This window comes from Acetanaerobacterium sp. MSJ-12 (assembly GCF_018917875.1).
GTDB classification, from domain to species: Bacteria; Bacillota; Clostridia; order Oscillospirales; family Ruminococcaceae; genus Bittarella; species Bittarella massiliensis.
Genome location: NZ_JAHLPK010000007.1, coordinates 108,755 through 131,296, shown reverse-complemented (window position 1 = coordinate 131,296; position 22,542 = coordinate 108,755). Strand labels below are relative to the sequence as shown.

General features: G+C 63.8%; 24 protein-coding genes and 1 other annotated feature. Of the genes, 13 read left to right on the top strand and 11 right to left on the bottom strand.

Annotation, left to right across the window (positions count from 1 at the left end; all coding sequences use genetic code 11):
* Positions 1-8: 8 nt before the first annotated feature.
* Positions 9-479: a hypothetical protein gene (locus KQI11_RS09365; RefSeq protein ID WP_059003661.1), complete on the top strand. Its 471-nt coding sequence runs from the start codon at positions 9-11 to the stop codon at positions 477-479.
* Between the two features lie 66 nt (positions 480-545).
* Here KQI11_RS09365 and KQI11_RS09360 read toward each other — a convergent pair whose 3' ends face one another.
* The 5 genes from KQI11_RS09360 to KQI11_RS09340 form a co-directional block, all read right to left on the bottom strand.
* Positions 546-1,808 (bottom strand): MFS transporter, encoded by a 1,263-nt coding sequence (locus tag KQI11_RS09360; protein WP_216401926.1) that lies wholly within the window; start codon positions 1,806-1,808, stop codon positions 546-548.
* A 157-nt stretch (positions 1,809-1,965) separates the two neighbouring features.
* Positions 1,966-2,592 carry an HAAS signaling domain-containing protein gene (locus KQI11_RS09355; RefSeq protein ID WP_216401925.1) on the bottom strand — a complete coding sequence of 209 codons (627 nt, stop codon included), beginning with the start codon at positions 2,590-2,592 and terminating at the stop codon, positions 1,966-1,968.
* On the bottom strand, positions 2,589-2,951 hold the full coding sequence (locus KQI11_RS09350; protein ID WP_216401924.1) for a PadR family transcriptional regulator: 363 nt from the start codon (positions 2,949-2,951) through the stop codon (positions 2,589-2,591). Before KQI11_RS09350 ends, KQI11_RS09355 begins: the two co-directional genes overlap by 4 nt.
* A 449-nt stretch (positions 2,952-3,400) precedes the next feature.
* Positions 3,401-5,095, bottom strand: a complete 1,695-nt coding sequence (gene argS / locus KQI11_RS09345; RefSeq protein ID WP_216401923.1) for an arginine--tRNA ligase — start codon at positions 5,093-5,095, stop codon at positions 3,401-3,403.
* Between the two features lie 227 nt (positions 5,096-5,322).
* Positions 5,323-5,766 (bottom strand): YwiB family protein, encoded by a 444-nt coding sequence (locus KQI11_RS09340; protein ID WP_216401922.1) that lies wholly within the window; start codon positions 5,764-5,766, stop codon positions 5,323-5,325.
* 228 nt (positions 5,767-5,994) lie between these two features.
* Between KQI11_RS09340 and KQI11_RS09335 the strand changes: the two genes are divergently transcribed.
* Positions 5,995-6,681, top strand: a complete 687-nt coding sequence (locus KQI11_RS09335) for a Dph6-related ATP pyrophosphatase (RefSeq protein ID WP_353653962.1) — start codon at positions 5,995-5,997, stop codon at positions 6,679-6,681.
* Between the two features lie 549 nt (positions 6,682-7,230).
* On the opposite strand, the gene murI is transcribed toward KQI11_RS09335, so the two are convergent.
* Both murI and KQI11_RS09325 read right to left on the bottom strand, forming a co-directional pair.
* The gene (gene murI, locus KQI11_RS09330; RefSeq protein WP_216401920.1) at positions 7,231-8,046 is read right to left on the bottom strand and encodes a glutamate racemase; all 816 of its coding nucleotides are present in this window, start codon (positions 8,044-8,046) and stop codon (positions 7,231-7,233) included.
* A gap of 33 nt (positions 8,047-8,079) precedes the next feature.
* Complete coding sequence (locus KQI11_RS09325) at positions 8,080-9,144, bottom strand: D-alanine--D-alanine ligase family protein (RefSeq protein WP_216401919.1); 1,065 nt, start codon at positions 9,142-9,144, stop codon at positions 8,080-8,082.
* A gap of 299 nt (positions 9,145-9,443) precedes the next feature.
* Here KQI11_RS09325 and rpmG point away from each other — a divergent pair, with 299 nt between their 5' ends.
* The 9 genes from rpmG to KQI11_RS09280 all read left to right on the top strand — a co-directional run bounded on the left by rpmG (position 9,444) and on the right by KQI11_RS09280 (position 15,718).
* On the top strand, positions 9,444-9,593 hold the full coding sequence (gene rpmG, locus KQI11_RS09320) for a 50S ribosomal protein L33 (protein ID WP_021660391.1): 150 nt from the start codon (positions 9,444-9,446) through the stop codon (positions 9,591-9,593).
* A 22-nt stretch (positions 9,594-9,615) separates the two neighbouring features.
* Complete coding sequence (gene secE, locus KQI11_RS09315) at positions 9,616-9,867, top strand: preprotein translocase subunit SecE (RefSeq protein WP_021660392.1); 252 nt, start codon at positions 9,616-9,618, stop codon at positions 9,865-9,867.
* A 50-nt stretch (positions 9,868-9,917) separates the two neighbouring features.
* A complete protein-coding gene (gene nusG / locus KQI11_RS09310; RefSeq protein WP_021660393.1) occupies positions 9,918-10,436 on the top strand; it encodes a transcription termination/antitermination protein NusG in 519 nt (172 codons plus the stop codon).
* A 106-nt stretch (positions 10,437-10,542) separates the two neighbouring features.
* The gene (gene rplK, locus KQI11_RS09305) at positions 10,543-10,968 is read left to right on the top strand and encodes a 50S ribosomal protein L11 (RefSeq protein WP_185916319.1); all 426 of its coding nucleotides are present in this window, start codon (positions 10,543-10,545) and stop codon (positions 10,966-10,968) included.
* 116 nt (positions 10,969-11,084) lie between these two features.
* Positions 11,085-11,783, top strand: coding sequence for a 50S ribosomal protein L1 (gene rplA / locus KQI11_RS09300; protein WP_185916318.1), 699 nt, complete (start codon positions 11,085-11,087; stop codon positions 11,781-11,783).
* A gap of 191 nt (positions 11,784-11,974) precedes the next feature.
* Positions 11,975-12,571: a GNAT family N-acetyltransferase gene (locus tag KQI11_RS09295; RefSeq protein WP_216401918.1), complete on the top strand. Its 597-nt coding sequence runs from the start codon at positions 11,975-11,977 to the stop codon at positions 12,569-12,571.
* A gap of 369 nt (positions 12,572-12,940) precedes the next feature.
* Positions 12,941-13,075 (top strand) — a sequence feature (ribosomal protein L10 leader region).
* A gap of 25 nt (positions 13,076-13,100) precedes the next feature.
* Entirely contained in the window at positions 13,101-13,619 is a 519-nt protein-coding gene (gene rplJ, locus KQI11_RS09290; protein ID WP_353653961.1) for a 50S ribosomal protein L10, read from the top strand.
* A gap of 71 nt (positions 13,620-13,690) precedes the next feature.
* Entirely contained in the window at positions 13,691-14,068 is a 378-nt protein-coding gene (gene rplL / locus KQI11_RS09285; protein ID WP_021660400.1) for a 50S ribosomal protein L7/L12, read from the top strand.
* A gap of 177 nt (positions 14,069-14,245) precedes the next feature.
* Positions 14,246-15,718, top strand: coding sequence for a hypothetical protein (locus KQI11_RS09280; RefSeq protein ID WP_216401917.1), 1,473 nt, complete (start codon positions 14,246-14,248; stop codon positions 15,716-15,718).
* 570 nt (positions 15,719-16,288) lie between these two features.
* Here KQI11_RS09280 and KQI11_RS09275 read toward each other — a convergent pair.
* Together KQI11_RS09275 and KQI11_RS09270 are read right to left on the bottom strand one after the other, a co-directional pair.
* Positions 16,289-17,272, bottom strand: a complete 984-nt coding sequence (locus KQI11_RS09275; protein WP_185916315.1) for a GGDEF domain-containing protein — start codon at positions 17,270-17,272, stop codon at positions 16,289-16,291.
* A gap of 116 nt (positions 17,273-17,388) precedes the next feature.
* Positions 17,389-18,774, bottom strand: coding sequence for an MATE family efflux transporter (locus tag KQI11_RS09270; RefSeq protein ID WP_185916314.1), 1,386 nt, complete (start codon positions 18,772-18,774; stop codon positions 17,389-17,391).
* Between the two features lie 308 nt (positions 18,775-19,082).
* Here KQI11_RS09270 and KQI11_RS09265 point away from each other — a divergent pair, with 308 nt between their 5' ends.
* Positions 19,083-19,994 carry a nucleoside hydrolase gene (locus tag KQI11_RS09265; protein WP_185916304.1) on the top strand — a complete coding sequence of 304 codons (912 nt, stop codon included), beginning with the start codon at positions 19,083-19,085 and terminating at the stop codon, positions 19,992-19,994.
* 49 nt (positions 19,995-20,043) lie between these two features.
* Here KQI11_RS09265 and KQI11_RS09260 read toward each other — a convergent pair whose 3' ends face one another.
* On the bottom strand, positions 20,044-21,390 hold the full coding sequence (locus KQI11_RS09260; protein WP_185916303.1) for a D-alanyl-D-alanine carboxypeptidase family protein: 1,347 nt from the start codon (positions 21,388-21,390) through the stop codon (positions 20,044-20,046).
* A gap of 197 nt (positions 21,391-21,587) precedes the next feature.
* On the opposite strand from KQI11_RS09260, the gene KQI11_RS09255 reads away from it, so the two are divergent.
* Entirely contained in the window at positions 21,588-22,241 is a 654-nt protein-coding gene (locus tag KQI11_RS09255) for a metallophosphoesterase family protein (RefSeq protein WP_216401916.1), read from the top strand.
* A gap of 99 nt (positions 22,242-22,340) precedes the next feature.
* On the opposite strand, the gene KQI11_RS09250 is transcribed toward KQI11_RS09255, so the two are convergent.
* Positions 22,341-22,505: a DUF1540 domain-containing protein gene (locus KQI11_RS09250; RefSeq protein WP_021660408.1), complete on the bottom strand. Its 165-nt coding sequence runs from the start codon at positions 22,503-22,505 to the stop codon at positions 22,341-22,343.
* Positions 22,506-22,542 lie beyond the last annotated feature (37 nt).

Here is a 22,542-nt window from a genome sequence, read left to right as displayed (position 1 = left end):
GCAATCGTATGAAATCCATCTTCCGCAAGATCGCCTGTCTCTCCCTGGCGGCGCTGGTTGCCCTGGGCGCCCTCACCGGCTGTGGGAAGAACAGCTACGTGTCCAAGCTCAACGAGGTCACCGAGGCCTGCAACCCCATCGTCGACGAGTTCAACACCGCCCTGAAAAACTTCGAGTCCGAAGAGGGCGCGGGCCAGATTGGGGACATTCTGGACCGGCTGCAGACCGAGTACAAAAAGATCCTCGAGGTCAAGGCCCCCAAGGGCTATGAGGACTGCACCGAGAAGTTCCAGGAGGCGGCCGACAAGCTGGACGCGGGCATCGCCCTCTACAAAGAGGCCCTCGCCACCCCGATCAGCGACGAGATGACCGCCGAGGAGCGCAAGGCCTACACCGAGAAGATCTCCCAGGGCGACGATCTCTTTAAGGAGTATCAGACCGCCTACCAAGAGGGGATCAACCTGGTCAACAGCAAATAGGGGCAGCCGCCCAAAGAAGAAACCCCCTCTCCCGAACAGTGGGAGAGGGGGTTTTTGCGTTCTGTTTTACTCGGCCGCGAGGGCCTCTTCCCGGGGGGCGGATCTCTTTTGGCGGGGGAAGATCAGCTGGCAGACGGCGGCCATGGCCACGGCGGTCACGGCAAAGGTGGCGTAGGCGGGCCGGTAGCTGCCCATGCTGTCAAAGACCGCGCCCATCACCAGGGGGGTCAGCATGTCGCCAAAGCGGGTAAAGGCGGTGAGGAAGCCGTAGATGGCGCTGTAATCCCGCAGCCCGTAAAGGCTTTGGGTCAGGATGGGGTAGGCCACCGAGCCGTAGGCGCAGCCCAGGCCGGCGCCGAGGACCACCAGCACCAAAAAGAGAGGGGAGGCGTGGGCAAAGAGGCAGCCGATGAGCCCCACCACCGTGGCGGCGTAGGCCGAGAGGGTGGCGATGCGGATGCCCAACTTGTCGTAGAGGGTGCCCAGCAGCAGTTTGCCCACTGCCAGCGAGCCCATGCAGGCCGCCGAAATCAGGGCCGAGGTCTGCAGGGAGTAGCCCACGTCGCTGACGTGGGGGGCGATGTTGATCATCAGCCCGTACATGCACAGCTCACTGACGATGATGCAGAGGCAGAAGGCCCAGAAGCGGGGGGTCTTGACCACCTGGCCGAAGGTGAAGCCCTCGCCCATCTGGGCGGTGGGGGCCTGTTTCCCCTTCTCCCCCAGGGGGAGAAGGCCCATGTCCTCCGGCCTGTTGCGGATGACGAAGAAGACGATGGGGATGAGGGTGATCCCCATGATGGCCGCCAAAATTTGAAAGCTGACCCGCCAGCCCATCCCCTCGATGAGGACCCCGGCCAGGGAGTTGAAGAGCATGCCGCCCACGCCGCTGCCCATAAAGGCCAGCCCCAGGGCAAAGCCCCGCTTCTCGTGAAACCAGTTGCTCAGCAGGATGGAGAGGGGCACCATGTGCACGGTGCCCAGCGCCAGCCCCAGCACCGCTGAAATCAGGTAGAAGACCCAGATGGACGAGGCCAGGGAGTAGCAGAAAAAGCTGACAGTCAGGGCGATGGAGCTGACCTTCATCACCTGTTTGACGGCGAAGCGGGAGAAGATCCTGCCGCTGAGCAGGGCGGTGACCATCATCGCCGCATTGGAGATGGTCTGCATGGCCCCCACCGACTGGCGGGAAAAGCCGAAATGGGCGCAGATGGGCTTGATGAACAGGCTGAAGCAGTTGGTGGCGATGCCCATGGAGACCGCCATCACCACAAAGGCCGCCCCCACGATCACCCAGCCGTAGAAAAACGGTTTGCGTGTCTTTTGCACGGTGTTATCCTCCTCGACGTCCTGAAAGCCGGGCGGCCGCCCAGCTTTCGACAATACGTGTTCATTCTATCGCAATTTGGCGGGGCGGGCAAGGGGCAGCGCAAAATTTGAGGGCCGCCCCCGCCGGGACGGCCCTCTTTTGGAGGGAAAAAGCCTGTCAGCGCCGGTTGAGACCGGCGAACACCCCCGCCCCCAGGGGGAGAAAGCAGACCGGGTACTGAAGGAGGAAGGTGGCTGCCCGCGAAAAGGCATAGGTGGGAAACCCGCCCAGGAGATAGACCCACAAAAACCCCCAGAGAAACAGAAAGAGCGCCGCGCAGAGCAGACCCATCCCTCTGCGCACCTCGCCCCGGCGGATGCGCAGGTCCCTCCAGACCGAGGGGAGGGCGAGGATGACCGCCCCCGCCAGCCCGTAGTAGAGGGGGGAGAGGGCCGCCACAAAAAGCAGGTAGGGGCGGAGGTTGTAGGTGTGCACCCCCTGCTCGTGCAGGCCGGGCCCCACCAGGGTGCGCACCAGCAGCGCCGCGGCGAAGAGGACCGTCAACACCGCGGCCCGCACCGCCCGCTGCCGCCGCCCGGCGGCAAAGCTCTCACACCCCAAGTCGGCCATCACCTCGTCGGCAAACTGGCGGGGAGGGCCCAGGCGGGCGATGGTCTCCGTCTCCCCCTCGCCGTGCTCGGCGGCGGAGGCAAAGCTCTCGCGCAGGCCGGCGAGGACGCTGGCCTCGGCCTCCCGCGACAGCAAAAGCCGGTTTTTCACCTGTTTGATGTAACGCTCTTTCACTTGACTGCGCCTCCTTTTTTCGCGCTTTCGACGAAGCCGTCGACACAGGACACATAGCGGCTCCAGTAGGCGGTGAGCTCCTCTAGCAGGGCCCTGCCCGCCGGGGTGATGGAGTAGTACTTCTTGGTCCCCCCGTTGGCCGCGGCGGGGGCGGTGCGGCTCTGGATCAGGCCGCCGCCCTCCAACCGGTAGAGGATGGGGTAGACCGTCCCCTCCCGGGCGGGGCCGAAGATGTCGCCGCCCCGCTGCCCCAGATGGGTGATGATCTCGTAGCCGTAACTCTCCCCCTCGGCCAGCAGGCAGAGGAGCACCATCTCCAAAGACCCCTTTTTGAACTGCTGGATGTACTTGGCGTCCAACCGCACCCCTCCCTTGCACTGCTATTTAGTATTGCTAGGTATATTTCTGCCTTCAGTATACCCCTCTCGGGGCCGCCTGTCAACGGGGAAAGGGGTATCTGCCGGCGCTGGCGGGTGGGATTTTACCCAGGGGGACTTTGCAAAGCCGTGGGCGCGATAAAGAGAAAGGGCCGAAGGACAGCCGTTCGCCCCCGCACAACATCGCCTTGTGCAGTGGAGATGCCAGATGTGCCAGACGGTTGTCAAGACCTTCTCGCCCTCTTCGCCGGCAGCCGGGTGGCAGTGGGAGGCCACAGGCGCTGGCGGCTTCCTTCGCCGCGCGCCCGCGACTTTCCTCCGCTATCGCCCGACGCCGTCCTCTTCCCGCGCGCGGGCCGCCCGCGGCGAAGGGCAAAAAAGGGGGCACAGCCATTTGGCTGTGCCCCCTTTGGGCATATGGGAAATAGGCGCTACATCGACTCCGGCGCCGAGATGCCCAGCATCTCCAGCACGTTGCGCAGCACCTGGCGAACGGCCAGGCAGAGGTTCAGGCGGGCCTGCAGCAGCCCCTCCGCCTCGCCCTTGACGTGGCAGGCGTTGTAGAACTTGTGGAAGAGGGTGGCCAGCTCGACGCAGTACTTGGTGATCTTGGAGGAGTCCAGCGCCTTGACGCTGGCGTTGACTACGTCGGGCAGGGTGGCCATAAAGCGGACCAGTTCCCGCTCCTGCTCGGTCTGCAGCAGGTCCAGCTCCTCCCGGGTGCAGGCGCGGGGGGAGATCCCCTCGGCTGCCAGGGACTTGAGGATGGAGCAGATGCGGGCGTGGGCGTACTGGACGTAGTAGACCGGGTTCTGCGAGGACTCGCTCACCGCCAGTTCCAGGTCGAACTCGCAGTGGGTGTTGGGCTCCCGCTGGTTAAAGAAGAAGCGGGCCGCGTCCACCGGGATCTCGTCCAGCAGGTCGGCCAGGGTGATGGCCTTGCCGGTGCGCTTGCTCATCCGGGCGACCTCGCCGCCCCGCATCAGCCGCACCAGCTGCATCAGCACCACGTCCAACTTGCTGCCGTCCAGCCCCACGGCATCCATCGCACCCTTGAGGCGGGCCACGTGGCCGTGGTGGTCGGCCCCCCAGACGTTGATGACCCAGTCAAAGCCCCGCACGGCGAACTTGTTGTAGTGGTAGGCGATGTCGGCGGCAAAGTAGGTGGGGTTGCCGTTGGCGCGCACCAGCACCTCGTCCTTCTCGTCGCCAAAGGCGGTGGCCTTGTACCAGACGGCCCCGTCCTTCTCGTAGGTGAGGCCGCGGCTGCGCAGCAGCTCGATAATCCGCCCGACGCTGCCGTCCTCGTGGAGCTGGCTCTCGTGGAACCACACGTCGTAGTGGATGCGGTACTTGGCCAGGTCTTCCTTGAGCTTTTGGATGTTTTTGGGCAGGGCGTAGTCGATGAGGGTCTGGCTGCGCAGCTCCTCGCTCTCCTTTTCAAGGCCGGTGCCGTGCTCGTCGATATACTGTTGGGCCAGCACCCGGATGTCGGCGCCCTGGTAGCCGTCCTCGGGGAAGACCACCGCGTCATCGCCCAGCACGATCTGCAGGTAGCGGGCGGAGAGGGACTTGCCGAACTTTTCGATCTGGTTGCCGGCGTCGTTGATGTAAAACTCCCGGGTCACGTCGTACCCGGCCCAGCGCAGCACGCTGGCCAGGCAGTCGCCCAGGGCGCCGCCCCGGGCATTGCCCAGGTGCATGGGGCCGGTGGGGTTGGCCGAGACGAACTCCACCATCACCTTTTTGCCCTGGCCCAGGTCGGTGGTGCCGTAGCGCTCCCCCTCTTCCAGCACCGCTTCCACCGCGCCGGTGAACCAGCTCTGGTCCAAGAAAAAGTTGAGGAAGCCGGGGCCGGCCACCTCGATGCGGGAGAAACCGGTCCCCTCCAGTGCGGCGTGGGCTACGATGGCGTCGGCGATCTTGCGGGGGGCCATCTTGTAGGTGCGGGCCCCGGCCATGGCGAAGTTGCAGGCAAAGTCGCCGTGGCTGTGGTCGGCGGGGATCTCGATGCCGTACTCCCCGGCGGGGCAGTCGGGCAGGTCCCCGGCGGCAATGGCGGCGGCCGCCGCCCGGTCGACGATTTGGGCGATCTGGCCTTTGGCTTGTAAAATTGGGTTGATCATAGGCTTGTCCTCTCTTCTGGTTGGGAAATTTGACCGGCGGGCGGCAGCCCTTTGCCGGGTAGACTGACTGTTTTTAGGGGGGGCTGCGGCCGCTATACCGCAAGCGCCGCGCGCGGCGGGATTTGGCCATGGGGCGGGGGGCAAAGGGCGTTTGCGCCTCTGCCTGGCCACTCCCGGTGTAATCGCCACTCTGTGGCCATTATATCACACCGGCGTCCCCCAGGGCGCTATTGGGGTAAAAAAGACTGGTCGCGCAGCCGCACCGAGATCTGCACCCGGTTGACCGCCAGCAGGGCGTGGTTGCAGTCGATGTGGTAGATCAGCACCACCTCGCCCCCCTCGGCGGTGAGGCGGTTTTGGATCTCCCGGCCCACGATCTCCAGCTCCAAGACCCCGCTGCCGGTGTCGTACTGGCAGTAGTGGCGGCGGCCCGGCTCCACGATCAGCCGGGTGCGGCTGTCGCCAAAGCGCAGGAGGGTCGCCCTCTCCTCCCCCTCGATGCGCAGGGTGGTGGTGTCGCCCTCAAAACCGGTGGCGACGGTCTCCTGGTAGGTGAGAAAGGCGCGCTCCCCCTGCCAGCCAAAGTTTCCCTCGGTGACCAGCTCGGTGGTCTCCTCCTCGTCTCCGGCCGACTGGGTGGCCCGAATGGTGATGACAGCAGGTCGTTTCACAGTTCGGTTCCCTCCTTCCGCCCCGCGGGCAGTCGATTGCAGTAACTGATTCATTTTACCGCATTGTCTGTCAAAAAACAAGGGCGACTCGGCCTGCCCGGCCCCGGCCCATCGGGCAATTTCCTCCCGCCGTGTTGAGGCGCGGGGGCCGATGTGATATGGTAGAGGAAAGAGGGCGTTTGTGCGGGGCGGACGCGGTCCCACGCGGTTTTGAATGGGGGGACACAGGTGAAAAAAGCCTATTTCAATTGGAGCGGCGGAAAGGATTCCGCCTTGGCGCTGTACCGCGCGCTCCAGTCTGGAGAATACGAGGTCTCCCTCCTCTTTTCGGCCGTCAAAAAGGGGGATGCGCGCCTCGCTATGCACGAGACGGGTGTCGACCTGCTGAAAAAACAGGCCGCGTCCATCGGCATCCCCCTGGTCGTGTGGGAGTGGGACCCGGCATCGCCTGTCGAGGAGTACCGGGCGGCCATGGGGCGGCAAGTCGCCCAATTGAGAGAAATGGGCATAGAGGCGGCGCTGTTTGGCGACCTCTACCTGGAGGAGCTGCGCGCGCACAGGGAGAAAAACTGCGCTGCCTCGGGGATGGAGGCGGCCTTCCCCCTCTGGGGGATGGGCGCGGAGCAGGTGATGGGGGCGTTTGTCGCCTCCGGCTTCAAGGGGGTCGTGACCTGCGTCGACGGCGCTGTGTTGGGCGAGGACTTTTTGGGCAGGGCAATCGACGAGGAGTTTTTCCGCGACCTGCCGCCGGGGGCGGACATCTGCGGGGAGAACGGGGAGTACCACTCCTTTGTCTTCGACGGCCCGATTTTTCAAGCCCCTGTTCCCTTTTGCGTTTTGGAGAGGGGGTATAGGGAGTATCCGGACCCGTCGGGAACAGGGACCCACCGGTTTTGGCACTGCCGGCTGGCGTGAGGGAGGGCCAAAGGGCTGTGTTGCAAACGGGCGCGCGGGTCTGCCCTCTGCCCGCCGGTGTGCAAAGGCCCGGAGGAGAAGCGCGCCCGCCCCGCCGCCTTCGGTGAGGCGGGCGGGGCGGGGACTCGCAGGGGGGATGCGGGGCGGGAACCCTACAGTGTGCCCCCCAAAGCGTGCGCGGGCCCGCAAGAGGGCAGCTCACCGGGCGCGCCCGTTTCCGGCAGGGCGTTTGGGAACCCGGCGAAAAGGAGGAACCTTCTGGCCAGTCCGCGGTTGGCCAGAGAAGGGGCCCCAAGCGCCCGGCTGCCTCTGTGGCGCGTTGCCGGGGGTGGGCTGTGGGGGAAAGCGCGGCCCGCGGCGCCCAAAAAGGCCCTTTGCAAAAAAAGAGAAAATGTTGCGCCACCGCCGCGGGGGCGGGGGGATGGCAGAGGCTGTCCCCCGGGGGCAGAGGGCCTTTTTTCGGGCTCCCCTATAGGGGCAAAAGACAAAAGGGGGCGGGTATTGCCCGCCCCCCTTGCAGGAGCTCTGCTCGAGTGGTCGCTGCCGCCGCTAAAAGGCGTCGATGTCCACCTGTTTGACCTGGCCGCTCCAACTGTCCCCCATGAAGAGGGAGGCCACCGCCTCAAAGTCGTCGGTGCGGTCGCTGACGTAGTAGCGGTCTTCAGCGGGAAAGGCGAGGCCGCTCTCCATCCCCTCTCTCTCGAGAAAGTCCCGCAGGTGGTAGGCCACGCAGATGCCGGGGTCGATGAGCTTGACCTCGTCCCCCACCACCGGGCCGATGATCGATTTGAGCAGGGGGAAGTGGGTGCAGCCGAGGATCAGGGTGTCGATCCCCTCCTCCGGCACAAAGGAGAGGTAGTCTTTCGCCACCAGGGTGGTGACCGGGTTGCCCGGCTCCACATAGCCGTTTTCCACCAGGGGGACAAAGAGGGGACAGGGGCGGGAGTGGACATGCACCCCCGGCCGGTGACCCGTCACCGCCCGCTCAAAGGCGCCGCTGCGCACGGTGGCGGCGGTGCCGATGACCCCCACCTGGCCGCTGCAGGTGGTCTCGGCCGCCATCCGGGCGGTCACCTCCACCACCCCCATGTAGGGCACCGGCAGGGAGTGGGCGAAGCCCTCGTCCACCGTGGTGCTGATGGTGCCGCAGGCGGCCACCAGCATCTTCACCCCGTGGGAGAGCAGGAAGCGGCTGTCCTGCCTCGCGTAGTGCAGCAGGGTCTGGCGGCTGCGGTTGCCGTAGGGGACCCGGGCGGTGTCGCCAAAGTAGACGATCTGCTCCCGGGGGAGCAGCCGCTTGACCTGTTTGACGATCGAGAGCCCGCCCAGGCCGGAGTCGAATACGCCGATGGGGCGAGGGTCCATGTCAGTCATCTCCTTTTCAATGGGCCGGCAGCCTCACTCCGCCGCCCGCTCCAGGGCCAGGTCCACCAGCCGGTCCAGCAGCTCCCCGTAGGGGATGCCGGCGGCCTCCATCATCTTGGGGTACATGCTGATGGAGGTGAAGCCCGGCAGGGTGTTGATCTCGTTGAGGCAGATGCCGAACTCGCCCACAAAGAAGTCGATGCGGGAGAGGCCGGCGCAGCCCAGCACCGCAAAGGCCCGCTTGGCGGTCTCCTGCACCTGGTCCAGCAGGGCGGGGGAGAGCCGGGCGGGGACGACGGTGGGGCTTTGGGAGACGTACTTGGCGTCGTAGTCGTAAAATTCGCTCTCGGAGAGGATCTCCCCGGGGATGCCGGTGATCAGCTGGCGGTTGCCCAGCACGGCGCACTCCACCTCCTGGCCGACCATGGCCTTTTCCACCAGCACCTTGTCGTCGTGGGTAAAGGCCAGCAGCACCGCGTCCCGCAGCTCCTCCTCGCACTTGACCTTGGTGATGCCCACCGAGCTGCCGGCGTTGGCGGGCTTGACAAAGCAGGGGTAGCCCAGGTCCTGGGCGATCTCTTTTTTGTAGGCGTCCAGCCGGTCGATGTCGCCTTTGGAAAACCAGAGGAAGGGGGCCGTCTGGATCCCCGCCTGTTCCAGCAGCACCTTGGTGACCACCTTGTCCATGCAGCAGGCCGAGGAGAGGACACCGCAGCCCACGTAGGGGATGCCCGCCAGATCCAAAAGCCCCTGTACGGTGCCGTCCTCGCCGTTTTTGCCGTGCAGCACCGGGAAGGCCGCGTCGATCTTGACGCAGGAGGTGGTGCCGTCGGGCAGGTACTTGACGATGCCCCGGCGGCTGCGGTCGGGGCTGATGGAGCAGCCCACGCAGTCGGGGTGGGTCTTCCAGCTGCCGTCGCGCACCAGCTCATAGTTGCCGGGGAAGTAGAGCCAGCGCCCCGACTTGGTGATGCCCACCGGGAACACCTCGTAGCGCTCCTGGGGGATGTTTTGCAGCACGTTGTAGGCCGACTGCAGCGACACCTCGTACTCGCTGGAGACGCCGCCGAACAGGACGGCCAGTTTGATTCTCGACATAAGCGGTTTTCCTCCTCACCGGGGCGCGCCGGGCGCGCGCTCCCCCTTCATCTATATGCGCGGGGCGCGGCAAACAAGCGCCCCCGGTTCATTTACCCGCCCATCATAGCACAAAAGCGGCGGCGATTCAACGCAAACCGGGCGAAAAAGGCGGGCCAAAGCCTTGACGCGGGGGAGCGCATGTGCTATAGTAGTTGTACCTCTAAAAAAGGGCTCTTTTTTTGTGCGCATTTTTTGCGGGGCAAAATGGGCTCTGCTGAGGGAGGCCAAAAAATCCGATACAATCAGGAGGTGCCGAAATGAGAGTGAAAGTCACTTTGGCTTGCACGGAATGCAAGCAGCGCAACTACAACAAGATGAAAAACAAGAAGAACAACCCCGACCGACTGGAGATGAACAAGTACTGCCGTTTCTGTCGGAAACACACGCTCCATAAGGAGACGAAGTAGAGGCGAAAGGTAGGGTCAGCCAATGGCAAAAACCACTGCGGACAAGCCCGCCAAGAAGAAGGGGCGCTTCAGTCCCAAACGCATCGCCTCGCGAATCGCCAAATACTTTCGAGATTTCAGGAGCGAGCTGAAAAAGATCGTCTGGCCGTCCAGAAAGCAGATCGTGAAGAGCACCGCCGTCGTCTTGCTGATGGTGTTCATCGCGGGTGTGGTCATCTGGGGCTTTGACACCATCTTGGGCTTCCTCGTCAACCTGCTTCTCAAAAACGCTTGACCGAATGCCGCCCGACCGGGCGAATGACTTGGCGTGTGGAGGGATGATTCATGTCAGATTCTGCAAAATGGTATGTGGTGCACACCTACTCGGGCTACGAGAACAAGGTGGCACAGAACCTGGAGAAACTGGTGGAAAACAGAAATCTGCAGTCCCTCATCCATGAAGTGAGGGTCCCGACGGAACTGGTGGTCGAACAGAAGGACGACACCCAGAAGGAAGTCGAGCGCAAGATGTTCCCCGGTTATGTCTTGGTAAAAATGGAGATGACCGACGACTCCTGGTATGTTGTCCGCAACATCCGGGGGGTCACCGGCTTTGTCGGCCCCGGCTCCAAGCCGGTCCCCCTCTCCCCCAAAGAGGTAGAGGCGCTGGGCGTTGAGAAGCGCTCGTACAAGGTCGACTACGCCGTGGGCGACAGCGTCAGCATCAAAGAGGGCCCCCTGGAGGGCTTTACCGGCGTCGTCGAGGCGATCGACCCGGAAAACGGCACGGTACAGGTGAAAGTCTCCCTGTTCGGGCGGGACACCCCCGCCGAGCTGGAGCTCTCGAAGGTACAGCCGGTCTAGTGACGCGACCTCTTCGCGCCAGCCGTACCCACTCGGCTGTGGGAGGAAATGGGACCCCGGTCCCCCTCGTTTTCCGCTTACCACAATATTTATGGAGGTGCAAACAATGGCACAAAAGGTAGTAGGCTACATCAAATTGCAGATTCCCGCCGGCAAGGCGACCCCGGCTCCCCCGGTCGGTCCGGCCCTGGGCCAGCACGGCGTGAACATCATGGCATTCACCAAAGAGTTCAACGAGCGCACCAAAAACGACGCCGGCCTGCTGATTCCCGTCGTCATCACCGTGTACGCCGACCGCTCTTTCAGCTTCGTTACCAAAACCCCTCCGGCCGCTGTGCTGATCAAAAAAGCCATCGGTCTGGACAAGGCTTCCGGCGAGCCCAACAAGAAAAAGGTTGGCTCCATCACCAAAGAGCAGATCCAGAAGATCGCCGAGCAGAAGATGCCCGATCTCAACGCCTCCAGCGTCGAGAGCGCCATGAGCATGATCGCCGGCACTGCCAGAAGCATGGGTATCACTGTAGAGGACTAGCCGCCAGCGGCTTTTCAGGCGCAAGGCCTGTTTGGCGGCGTCCCTTTTCGCTGCCAAAACCCCTACCCGTGGGAGGAAATTTCCGCTAATTACCACTATTACAGGGAGGAACGAAAGTGAAACACGGTAAAAACTATACAGACAGCAAGAAGATCGTCGAGAGCGACAAGCTCTACGACCTGGCAGAGGCCTGCGAGATGGTCTGCAAGACCGCCAAGGCCAAGTTTGACGAGACCGTCGAGCTGCACGTCCGCCTGGGCGTCGACTCCCGCCACGCCGACCAGCAGGTCCGCGGCGCCGTCGTGCTGCCCCACGGCACTGGCAAGAACGTCCGCACCCTGGTGTTCGCCAAGGGCGACAACGAGAAGGCCGCCCAGGAAGCTGGGGCCGATTTCGTGGGCGCCGAGGAGCTGATCCCCAAAATTCAGGGCGGCTGGATGGACTTCGACGTGGTCATCGCCACCCCCGACATGATGGGCGTGGTCGGCCGTCTGGGCAAGGTGCTGGGCCCCCGTGGCCTGATGCCCAACCCCAAGGCCGGCACCGTCACCCCCGACGTGGCCAAGGCTGTCACCGAGGCCAAGGCCGGTAAGATCGAGTACCGCCTGGACAAGTCGAACATCATCCACTGCCCCACCGGCAAGGTCTCCTTCGGCTCCGAGAAGCTGCAGGACAACGTGCAGACCCTGATGGACGCCATCGTCAAGGCCAAACCGGCCGCCGCCAAGGGCGTCTACATCCGCTCCTGCGTGATTGCCTCCACCATGGGCCCCGGGGTCAAAGTCAACCCCAACAAGTTCATGCAGCAGCAGTAAATCAGCCAAAAAGCCGGGTCTGTCCCGGCTTTTTTGTTGCCTGTACAAAGCTGTGAAAGGCAGGGCGCGCCCGGTTTGGGCCATGGGCGGGAACGGGGCGCGCCAAAAAAACGGGCCGCCCCCCTGTCCTGCGGCCGCTTGGCCGGACAGGGGACAGCCAATGTGTTGATTTGTGGGAGGAGGAGAGGCCGGTGAAGGGGGAAAACAGCCCCACCCTGTACACCCAGCGGCTGGTTTTGCGCCGGTTCACGCCGGCGGACCGGGAGGCGCTGCTGGACATCTACGGCGACAGGGAGGTCAACACCTTCCTGCCCTGGTTCCCCATCTCCACTCTGGAGGAGGCCGACGCCCTCTTTGCGGCGCGATACGAAGCCGCCTACCGGCAGCCCGGCGGCTACCGCTACGCCCTCTGCCGGCGGGCGGACGACCGCCCCATCGGCTATCTCCACCTGCAGGGGGAGGGGGCGTACGACTTTGGATACGCCCTGCTGCGCCCCTTTTGGGGGCGGGGCTACGCCACCGAGGCGGGCCGGGCGGTGCTGGAGCGGGCGCGGGCGGACGGCGTCCCCTTTGTCACCGCCACCCACGACCGGCAAAACCCCGCCAGCGGCCGGGTGATGCAGCGGCTGGGGATGGCCTACCGCTACTCCTACCGGGAGCAGTGGCAGCCCAAGGACCTGCCGGTGGTCTTTCGCCTCTACCAGCTCAATTTCACCTGCCCGGAGGACTGGGTCTATCGGGGGTACTGGGAGCAGTACCCCGAACACTTTGTGGAAGCGGGGGTGTGAGCCCGGCAGCTGCGCCCCGTCGCCGCGCGGAAGGCCCGCGCTGAGAGTGTCGCCCCCTCTTGGGAAACTGCCGGGGAGGGCGGCTCCTTTTTCCCACTCCGCAGGGCCGGAGAGCGCAAAAATCGGGCCGGTTGGGCCAATTTTTGGCGAGGTGGGGCGGGGCCGGTTTGCCGAGAGCTTCGGCGGAGTGACGGCTGGGAAAGTGGCGATCCCGGCCCTGCCTTTTGCCGGCTTTTCCCCTGTTTCCCCTCTCCCAACCGGGGCGGGCCGACCCCGGCATATCCGACTGCCCGCTCCGGGGCGGTGGGGAAACCGGCCGCGGCGGCGATTGCCCAAAATTTTGGTTGACAAACCGACCGTCCTTTGCTAAACTATATACGTTGTCATTCGTAGACAGCAGGTGCAACTGCGTAAGGGCTTCGGCCCGCCTGCCGAGGATGAGGCGAGAAATGTTTGATTTTTCTGCCCTTCCTCTGCGCGAGGAAGGGTTTTTTCTTGCGCGAATGACCGAAACCAGGTGTGGAGGTGAATGAATTTGCCAAGTGAACTGACTTTGAACAAGAAGAAGGAGTATGTCTCCCAGCTCAGAGAGAAGGTCGAGAACTCGGTTGCCGGTGTGGTGGTGAGCTACCAGGGCATCAGCGTGGCCGACGATACCTCCCTGCGCAAAGAGCTGCGCGAGGCCGGGATCGACTACAAGGTCGTGAAGAACACCATGCTCCGCTTCGCTGTGGAGGGGACCGCCTTCGCGGACTTAAGCAACGTGCTGGAGGGCTCGACCGCTCTGGCCGTCTCCAACGAGGACCCCATTGCCGCCGCCAAGATCCTGGCCAAGTACGCCGACAAGATCGAATCTTTCGAGCTGAAGGCCGGCTATCTGGACGGGAAGGTGCTCGACGCCGCCGGCATCTCCGAGATCGCGAAGCTGCCCGGCAAGCAGGAGCTGCTGTCCATGCTGTGCAGCGCCCTCAGCGGCAACATCAGAGGTCTGGCTGTGGCCATCAACGCCATTGCCGAGAAGCAGGGCGACGAGGCCGTTTCCGCCTAGCGTTTCCCCCAACCCAACGACTGGCCGCCCAGGGCGGCCCCTACAACATCAAAAAATAGGAGGTAGCTATCATGGCTTCTGAGAAAATCCTGAAATTTGTTGAAGACATCAAAGAGCTGACTGTTCTCGAGCTGAACGAGCTGGTCAAAGCGATCGAGGAGGAGTTCGGTGTTTCCGCCGCTGCTCCCGTCGTCGTCGCCGGTGGCGCCGCTGCCGGTGCTGCCGCTGCCGAGGAGAAGACCGAGTTTGACGTGGTGCTGGCCGACATCGGCGGCAACAAGATGCAGGTCATCAAGGCCGTCAAAGAGATCACCGGCCTGGGCCTGAAAGAGTCCAAAGAGCTGGTCGAGAGCGCTCCCAAAGCCATCAAAGAGGCCGTCGCCAAAGACGAGGCCGAAGAGATGAAGAAGAAGCTGGAAGAAGTCGGCGCCAAGATCGAGCTGAAGTAGTTTCACCTGACACCGAAGAGAGAGAGCGGGTTTCCGCTCTCTCTTTTTTTGCCCTTTTGTCGAAAAATGTCGCCTCTTTCTGGCCCTTCTGTCAATGGCCGGCCTCCCTGTGACCCGGTATACTAAAGGGGAAGAGAGATCTATCCCGCCGCCTGCAAAGGAGAGGAGCGCACGCCAATGAAGCGAAAGAGCACCCACGCCACCTACACCGCCGCCAAGCGGGCCGGTCTGCTGGCCCTGGCCGCCTGTCTCATCTTCACCGGCTGCGGCGGGGCGGGCGAATCCGCCGCCCCGCCGAATGGACCGGCCCCCATGGAAGAGGTGCCCTCCCTCCTCCGCTCGCCCCCTGCGGTGGCGGCCTTTCTGGCCGGGGCCGGGGAGGCGGTGTTGGAGGAGAGGACAGGCCTTATCTGCTACGCCCCCTGGGAGGGGTGGGAGAGCGCCTTCCCCGACGGGTCGGTCACGGCGACCGAGTTCCATCTGGACGACAGCAGCGGCTGGGACGGCTTTTCCCCCTTTGCCGTCCAGGGGGACTGGGTCTACGGCACCCGCAGCGACCGCTCCTACTTCACCAAGACGGCGGTCTGGCGCTTGAACCGGGCCACCGGCCGGGGGCAGCGCCTGCTCTTCTCCGACCAGTTCACCTATCTCATCCCGCCGGAAACCTCTCCCTACTCCGAGAGCAATACGGTGGTCATCACCCTGAACGCCCTGTCGGAGGAGCGGCTTTTCTTCACCGTCTCCCTGGGGGTCGTTTTGGGCCCGGTGGGACAGAGGCGGCTGTACAGCTGCAACCTGCAGGGGGGAGAAGTGCGCCTTCTCTACGATTTCCCCGAGGAGGGGGCGGAGAACACCCTCTGGGGCACCTGGGGGGAGCGGTACCTGCTGGCGGAAGACGCCCTCTACTTCTGCGCCATACGGGAGGAAGAGGGGGCGTTCGACCCGGAGCGCAGCCCCTTTCCCGACACCGTCCTCCTGCGCTGCAACCTGAAAAGCGGGGCGGTGACCACCCTGCTGGAGGGCGGCTATGCCCCCATCCTCCGCGGCGGCCAGGTCTGCTGTTATCAAAAAGGGGAGGGACTGGTGCGGCTGGTGCGGCTGGACGGGACGGTGTTGGAGACCCTGCCCGGCGACGCCTTCTCCCGCTGGTACAGCATCGGGACGGGGGAGGACGGCGCGCTGGCGGTGTCCACCGATTTTGACAGGCGGGAGCACAGCCTCCTCAGACAGGGGGCGGGGCTTCAGGGCGGCGGCAGCGATCTGGTCGTGTTGCGGGCCGCGGGCGTCGACCTAACAGAGCGGATCTCCGACGGCTGGTGCCTCCTTCAGGGCGGGGCGTTCACCCCCCTCTTCGCCAGCTATATGGGCTGGAGCGGCGTCTCCAGTTCTGCCCCGGTGCTGTCGGCGGACGGGCTGCTCTGCTGGGATCAGCGAGATGAGAAGGGGCGGCTCCCCCTCTGGCTCTACGACCGCGAGGGGGAGCGGTTCCTCACCCTGCCGATCCCCCTGTCCGACGACTGGCAGGCCGTTCCCCTAAAGGACGGGGAGGGCCTGGCCCTCTGGGTCGTCACCCGCTCGCTGGGGGATGGGGAAGGGGAGAGCGCCTGCCGCTACACCCTCTACCGGCTGACCACCGCGCCGCAGGGGTGAATCAAAAGGGCCAGCGGGACAGGCGGCGTGTGCCGGTCTGAAAGGGGCGTCACACGGGCCCTGCCCCTCAAGGGGCATCGCTTGTGATGGCATTGCACCCGCTGCCAGCGGTGATTTAGGGCAACATCTCCTGCCATCGCTCGCCAAAGGCCGCCTTTCTGTTGCCCCTTCAGCGCCCTTCCCTTCAAGAGATTTTACGTCAAGGTCGATTTGCCTCTCCCGGCAGAACGGGGGGATCGGGGCGTAAAATCTGTAGGCCACAACCGCCAGTAAAACCGGGGGATAGATCCGGCCCCATAAGGGCCGAGTATCAGCGGGCGTTTGAAGGGGCGGCGGAATTTTGTATCACCTGCGCCGCCTGCCTTGCAACCGCAGATGGACAAGTTTGCCTTCTTGCTCCCCTCTCTTTTGACCGCCCCACTGTCTGCTGACAGCCCGCTTCGCCCGGCACTTGCGGCAAACGCTTTTTACATGCCCTCACCGGCAGGGGCAGTGGTTTTCGCCAACGACAAAAGGGCCGCCGTCCTCGATGGACGGCGGCCCTTCTTTGCCGTGTTCAGATTTCAGGTTTTAGCCCTCTCTCGCCTGTTTTTGGGCGGGCTGCAGGGGGTAGCAGTGGTGCAGCAACAGGTCTTCGCTGCCGACGGCCCGGTAGAAGTGCTCGCAGATGCGGCCGGTGATCACGTCGATGTCCCGCGCCTCGAGATCGGACGCCATGATGAGGAATTGGCAGCTGCTGTACTGGGTAAAGACATCCCCCATCCGCAGGGAGTGGAGGATGACCTCTTTGAGGGTGTCCATCTGCGCCCCCCGGTCGGCGAGGGCGGGGTAGTCGCCCCGCCCGTCGGTGAGGGTGATGAGGATGACGTAAACACTTCCCGCCACCCGCTGCAGGCGGCGCTCGACAAACCGGTAGATGCGCTGAAAGGTCTCGTAGTCCTGGCAGTAGGCGCCGGGGGCCGGCTGCTGTTCGGCCAGCTCCTCCCGGATCAGCTGCATGTCGATGGCGATGCCGTCCCGCCCTCCCCGGGCGGGTTTGGCGGCGCGGCCCCTGCGGCGGCGCTTTTCCTCCAACAGGTGCTGGTCGGCCCGGTCAAACAGGCTCTGGTAGTCGTCGCCGGGCTGGTAGAGGCTGCCGCCGACGCTGGCCGTGAGGGGGAAGCTGGCGCCCCCGACGGGGATCTCCCGCAGCCGGGCCTTGATTTGGCGGGCCCGCTCCTTGACAAACCGCTCGTCCTGTTCCAGTGGCATGTAGAGGACGAACTCGTCGCCCCCCACCCGGCCGACAATGTCGCTTTTAAAGGCCAGGTAGCGCAACACCTGTGCGATCTGCTGCAGCACCTGGTCGCCCGCAATGTGGCCGAATCGGTCATTGATCTGCTTGAACTGGTCCACGTCGATGACCAGCAGCAAGCCGGTCTGCCGCTGGGCGATGGCCTCGTCGACCTTCTCCTGGGTGGCCATGCGGTTGTAGAGGTGGGTCAGCCAGTCCCGCTGGGCCAGCTGGGCCAACCGCTCATTTTCCTGCTGCAGCTGGGCAATGACTCGCTCCATCCGCTCTCCCCCCTCTGGGCTGATCGTTTCTATTGTCTTTTATCATACTGAAAACAGGTTGGCCCGTCAATGACATTTTTTAAGTGTTATTTTTTCCTTTCAAGGGGAGGGGGCGGTCAACCGCCCGGCTGCGCCCTCCGCTTTTCGGCCAGGGCCAACCCCTCTCTGGCCTCGGATGAGCGCTTCCAGCGGCCGCTGGCAATGTACCAGGCATAGAGCAGGGTGGAGACGATGGGCCCGATGATCACGGCGACGGCGATCCCCGAAAAGCCCATCAGCCGGGTGCAGAGAAAGGCCACCGGGATGCGCACGGCGTACTGGGAGAGGAAGACGTTGTAGAAGTTGACCATCGAGTTGCCGGTCCCCCGCAGAAAGCCGATGAGGGGGTGGACGGTGGCGAAGCCGAAGTAGGAGAGGCAGGAGAGCCGCAGATAGCTGCCCGCCAGTTCCTGCACCGCCGGGTCGCCGTTGAAGATCCCGGCGATCCGGCTGCCGAAGAGGGCGACAATGGCGGCCACCGCGGCGGCGATGAGGAGGGCCAGCTTCATCGACTCCTTGAGGCCCTCGGTGATCCGCTCGGGTTTGCCGGCCCCCAGGTTTTGCGAGGAGAAGGAGGACATGGAGGCGTTGATGGCGTCGCTGGGCAACATGGCAAAGCTGTCGATCTTGATGCCGATGCCGTAGGCCGCGCTGGCCTGCAACCCAAAGCTGTTGGCCAGCCCGCTGAAGGTGGTCATGGCCACGTTGAGCAGCAGCTGCTGGGCGGCGGTGGGCAGCCCCAGGTGGAGCAGCCGCTTCAGGTGGGGCCGGGAGATGCGGATGGTCTTGGGGTGAAAGGTGATGACGTGCCGGTTGAGGCGGAAGTAGGCCACCCCCATGAAAAAGGAGACCGACTGGGAGATCACCGTCGCCAGCGAGGCCCCAAAGGCCCCCAGCTGGAAGAAGCGCAGAAAGACAAAGTCCAGCACGATGTTGGTCACGGTAGCCACCAGCACAAAGATCATGCTGGAGCGGGAGTCGCCGAACCCCCGCTGAAAGGCGCAGATCAAGTTGTAGCCGAACATGAAGACGATGCCGGCAAAGATGGTGCGCAGGTAGGCGACCGCCTGGTCAAAGGCCTCGGCCGGGGTCTGCACCAGCCGCAGGATCTGCGGGGTGAAGAGGATGCCCAGGGCGGTGACCGCCGCCGCCAGCAGCAGATAGAGGGCGATGGAGGTGCCGGCGGCCTGCACCACTTCGCCGTCCTCCCCCCGGCCGGCATAGCTGGCGATCATCACCGACACCCCGATGGAGAGGCCGGTGATGGTCATGATCATGATGTTCATGATCGGCCCGCTGACCGACACGGCAGCCAGCCCAGCGGTGCCGGTGTAGCGGCCCACAAAGAACATGTCCACCGCGTTGTAGAGGGCCTGAAAGAGGTTGGACACAATGAGGGGCAGGGCGAAGCGGAGGATGTGCCCCCGCACCCTGCCCCGGGTCAGATCGTTTTGCAGCGCCATAGGCGCGCCTCCCTTCTCGACAAGTCATTTCATACAGTTTTCAGTATACCACCGATTGGCCCCGCTGTGTTGACGCATTTGCACAGGAAAGTACCTCTTTTTTTGTGGAATTGACCAATAGAGAAGGAAAGGAAAACATCCCGCTTTCCCCCTGTGTGGGGGAGGGGGTGTCGGCAACTGGCACAAAAGAGGGGGCGGAAAAGTGCACCATCTGCCGAAGTTTTGGCGGGCCGTTGTTTTCCGCCGGGAGAACCGCTATACTTAATTTTGGATTCCATTTTGCGAGAAAAAGAGGAGGAAGAAACGATATGAACAAGATCCCCGTGCTGCTGGACTGCGACACCGGCTTTGACGACGCCTTTGCCATCGCCATGGCCATCGCCAGCGACCGCCTGGAGGTCAAGGGCGTCACCACTGTGGCGGGCAACTACACCCTGCCCGACGTGCTGCTCAACACCAGGCGCACCCTGTCCATCACCGACCCCTCGGTCCCCTACGCCGTGGGTGCGGCCCAGCCCCTGCTGCGGCCCCTCTACACCCACGGCCACCCCACCCACATGATGGATGAGCTGGGCGACCCCGACATCGCCCCCGACCCCCGCGGCGCGGTGGAGTTCATGGCCGACATCCTGCGGGAGAGCGACGAGCCCATCACCCTGATCCCCCTGGGCCCCCTGACCAACATCGCCGTGCTGCTGGCGGCCCACCCCGAGCTCAAGGAAAAAATCAAAGAGATGGTCATCATGGGCGGCTCGGTGTACAGCGGCAACACCACCCCCTCGGCGGAGTTCAACATCTATGTCGACCCGGAGGCCGCCCACATGGTCTTCAAGTCGGGGGTGCCCATCGTCATGTGTGGGCTGGAAGTCTGCGAGGATGCCCGGGTGAACCCCGACCACGCCCACCGGCTCATCGAGCTGGGCAACCCCACCGCCGTGGCCTACGGCAACGAGCTGCTGCGGGGCTTCACCGTGGGCGAGAGCATCATCTTCGACGCGGTGCCGGTGGCCTACATCCTCCACCCGGAAATCGTGAAGACCGAGCGCTACTATGTGGAGGTGGACATCACCGGCGGCCTCTCCGCCGGCTGCACCGTCACCGACACCCGCGCCTTCCACCACGACGACGCCCCCGCCCCCAACACCACCGTGGCCATGTCCATGGACCGGGAGAAGTTCGGCGAGCTGTTGGTGGAGCTGTTCTCCTCCTTTGGCAAATAACCCATGCGCAAGAAAAGAGGGAGCCCTTTCGGGCCCCCTCTTTTTTGATTTACATCTTGTACTTTCGGTTGCGCTTGATCCGGCGCTTCTTCTTCTCCCGGCGGATGGCCAGCACCACGTAGACTACATAGGCGGCCACTGCGAGCCCCAGCAGGACGAGGATCACCTTGGCGGCGGTGGTGGCCAGCAGGCCGTTGATGGAGTCCACCACCCACAGCAGGGTAGAGCGCTTGACCGACTCGGCGGCCACCAGGGTGGTCTCGCCGATGGGCTCGCCCCCCAGCTTGAGGGTGACGGTGCCCAGTTTCTGCCCCTTCTCCACCGGGGCGGCCACCTTTTCGCTGTCCAGGGTCACCACCAGCTGTACCGACGACTCGTCGGCGCTGGTGGGCATCAGCAGGCTCACATCCGACCCGGCCTGGAGCAGCAGGTTGTCGGTCTGGAAGGAGTGGGCCACCTTGACCTGGTGGACGGCCTCCCCCTCCTTGAGGGGGGTCTTGAGGGTGAAGTTCTTGTCGGCCCAGGAGAAGAGCTTGTTGGCCAGCAAAAACGCTTTGTTCTGGGTGCCCTCCATGGGGGCGCCCATGATCACCAGCAAGAAGTCCTTGCCATTGTTTTGGTAGCGGGTCACCACGCAGCGGCCGGCGTTGTCGGTGGTGCCGGTCTTGATCCCCTTGATGTAGGGGGAGTAGACGCCCTCCCCCCCGCGGATGCGGTCCTGCATCAGCACGGTGGTCACCAGGGTGCGGGGGCCCTGCTTGTTGGTCTGGGGGATGGTGTAGCGGGTGGACTCGCACACCTCGGAAAAGTTGGGCAGGGAGAGGGCGTACTGGGCAATTTTGGCCATGTCGCGGGGGGTGGAGTAGTGGTTGTCCGCGTCCAGGCCGTGGGGGTTGACAAAGTGGGTGTTGGTGCAGCCCAGCTCGGTGGCCTTTTGATTCATCATCTGGCAGAACTTGTCGATGCTGCCGCCCCCGAAGTGGTCGGCCACCACGCTGGCCCCCTCGTTGGCCGACTGCAGCATCATGGCGTAGACCAGCTGCTGGATGGTCAGCTGCTCCCCCCGCAAGATGTTGGCGGTGGAGACGTTGAGCCCCACAAACTCGTCGTAGATGTAGTCGGGGGCGGTGGCCGTCTCCTCCTCCCAGTTCTCGGTATTTTCCAGGGCGAGGATGGTGGTCATGATCTTGGTGAGGGAGGCCGGCGCCATCTTGGTGTCGGCGTTTTGCTCAAAGAGCACCTGCCCGGTGTCCAGGGACAGGAGGAGGATCCCCTCCTGGGCGCTGTCCATCTCGAAGTCCGGCTCGTAGACGGCGGCCTGTGCCGGGAAGGTGGGGAGAAATAGGGTAAAGGCGACTGCGAAAGCGGTGAGAACCCGCGCAAATTTTTGTTTCATCTAGACATCTGCCCTCTAAGTATTGTATTATAAAACCAGCGCCGGCTCCGCCGCCCTCTGCGGCGGGGCCGGTCTGCCGGCGTCTTATCTAATGTAGTATACCAAACAGACCGGCAAAAAACAATGAAATCAATCTTAATTCTGCCGCGGCGCGGAAAAACCGGCCGCTGCTCGCGGCGGGGGGAGAAGGGTTAGGGATGCTCTATCTGACGGGGGACACCCACGGCGACTACCGGCGCTTTGAGCGCAAGGAGATCCGCCATCTCAAACAGGGCGACGTGCTGGTGGTCTGCGGCGACTTCGGCTTTGTGTGGGAGGGCGGCAAAAAAGAGGAGAAGCTCCTGCAAAAAATCGGCAAGCGCAAGCACCACACCCTCTTTGTCCCCGGCGCCAATGAAAATTACGACCTGCTGCGCCAGTACCCCGAGGTGGGGTACGCCGGCGGCCGGGCGCGGCAGATATCGGGCAACCTCTACCAGCTGCTCACCGGCGAGACCTACCGCCTGGGGGAGAAGACCCTGCTGGCCTTCGGCGGGGGCGAGGCGCTGGACTGCGACATTGTCGACCGCACCCTCTACGAGGACCAGCTCCCCAAGAAGGAGGAGCTGGACGCCGTCCTGGCCAGGTTGGAGGGGCAGCGGGTGGACTGCGTGGTCTCCTACGAGCCGCCCTACTCCATCGCCGCCTTCCTCGATTTGGAGGCCAAGCCCGACGGCTACTACGGCCTCTACCTGGACCAGGTGCAAAAGCGGCTGCAGCTGGGACAGTGGTTTTTTGGAAAATACCACCTGGACAAGCGGGTGACCCCGCGGTTCATGGCCGTCTACGAGAAGGCGGTCCCCCTGCGCTAGCGCGCCGATACCCAAGTGAAAAACGCCCTCTGCCGGGGATTTTGTCGGCAGAGGGCGTTTTTTGGCGGCAAAAGCCGCCCTGCAAGCGAGGGGAGAGAGCTACTTCAGCTCAAAGGACTTGCAGTCGGTGCACTGGTCCATGGTGGGGTTGAGCTCATGGGTCCCGACGGTGATGCAGTCCAGGGCGCAGTAGTCCTCGTTGGCGCAGTGGTTTTTGCACTGCTGAACGGTGCATTTGATGCAGTGGTTGGCATGGCAGTTCATAGTGATTCCCTCCGTCTTGTTTTTTGTTGAAGTGAAG

Bases quoted from the DNA above. Each gene is read 5' to 3' on its own strand.
- KQI11_RS09365 (WP_059003661.1), top strand. From the start codon at position 9: ATGAAATCCATCTTCCGCAAGATCGCCTGTCTCTCCCTGGCGGCGCTG.
- argS (WP_216401923.1), bottom strand. From the start codon at position 5,095: ATGATCAACCCAATTTTACAAGCCAAAGGCCAGATCGCCCAAATCGTC.
- murI (WP_216401920.1), bottom strand. From the start codon at position 8,046: ATGGACCCTCGCCCCATCGGCGTATTCGACTCCGGCCTGGGCGGGCTC.
- KQI11_RS09325 (WP_216401919.1), bottom strand. From the start codon at position 9,144: ATGTCGAGAATCAAACTGGCCGTCCTGTTCGGCGGCGTCTCCAGCGAG.
- rpmG (WP_021660391.1), top strand. From the start codon at position 9,444: ATGAGAGTGAAAGTCACTTTGGCTTGCACGGAATGCAAGCAGCGCAAC.
- secE (WP_021660392.1), top strand. From the start codon at position 9,616: ATGGCAAAAACCACTGCGGACAAGCCCGCCAAGAAGAAGGGGCGCTTC.
- nusG (WP_021660393.1), top strand. From the start codon at position 9,918: ATGTCAGATTCTGCAAAATGGTATGTGGTGCACACCTACTCGGGCTAC.
- rplK (WP_185916319.1), top strand. From the start codon at position 10,543: ATGGCACAAAAGGTAGTAGGCTACATCAAATTGCAGATTCCCGCCGGC.
- rplJ (WP_353653961.1), top strand. From the start codon at position 13,101: ATGAATTTGCCAAGTGAACTGACTTTGAACAAGAAGAAGGAGTATGTC.
- rplL (WP_021660400.1), top strand. From the start codon at position 13,691: ATGGCTTCTGAGAAAATCCTGAAATTTGTTGAAGACATCAAAGAGCTG.
- KQI11_RS09280 (WP_216401917.1), top strand. From the start codon at position 14,246: ATGAAGCGAAAGAGCACCCACGCCACCTACACCGCCGCCAAGCGGGCC.
- KQI11_RS09275 (WP_185916315.1), bottom strand. From the start codon at position 17,272: ATGGAGCGAGTCATTGCCCAGCTGCAGCAGGAAAATGAGCGGTTGGCC.
- KQI11_RS09270 (WP_185916314.1), bottom strand. From the start codon at position 18,774: ATGGCGCTGCAAAACGATCTGACCCGGGGCAGGGTGCGGGGGCACATC.
- KQI11_RS09265 (WP_185916304.1), top strand. From the start codon at position 19,083: ATGAACAAGATCCCCGTGCTGCTGGACTGCGACACCGGCTTTGACGAC.
- KQI11_RS09260 (WP_185916303.1), bottom strand. From the start codon at position 21,390: ATGAAACAAAAATTTGCGCGGGTTCTCACCGCTTTCGCAGTCGCCTTT.
- KQI11_RS09255 (WP_216401916.1), top strand. From the start codon at position 21,588: ATGCTCTATCTGACGGGGGACACCCACGGCGACTACCGGCGCTTTGAG.
- KQI11_RS09250 (WP_021660408.1), bottom strand. From the start codon at position 22,505: ATGAACTGCCATGCCAACCACTGCATCAAATGCACCGTTCAGCAGTGC.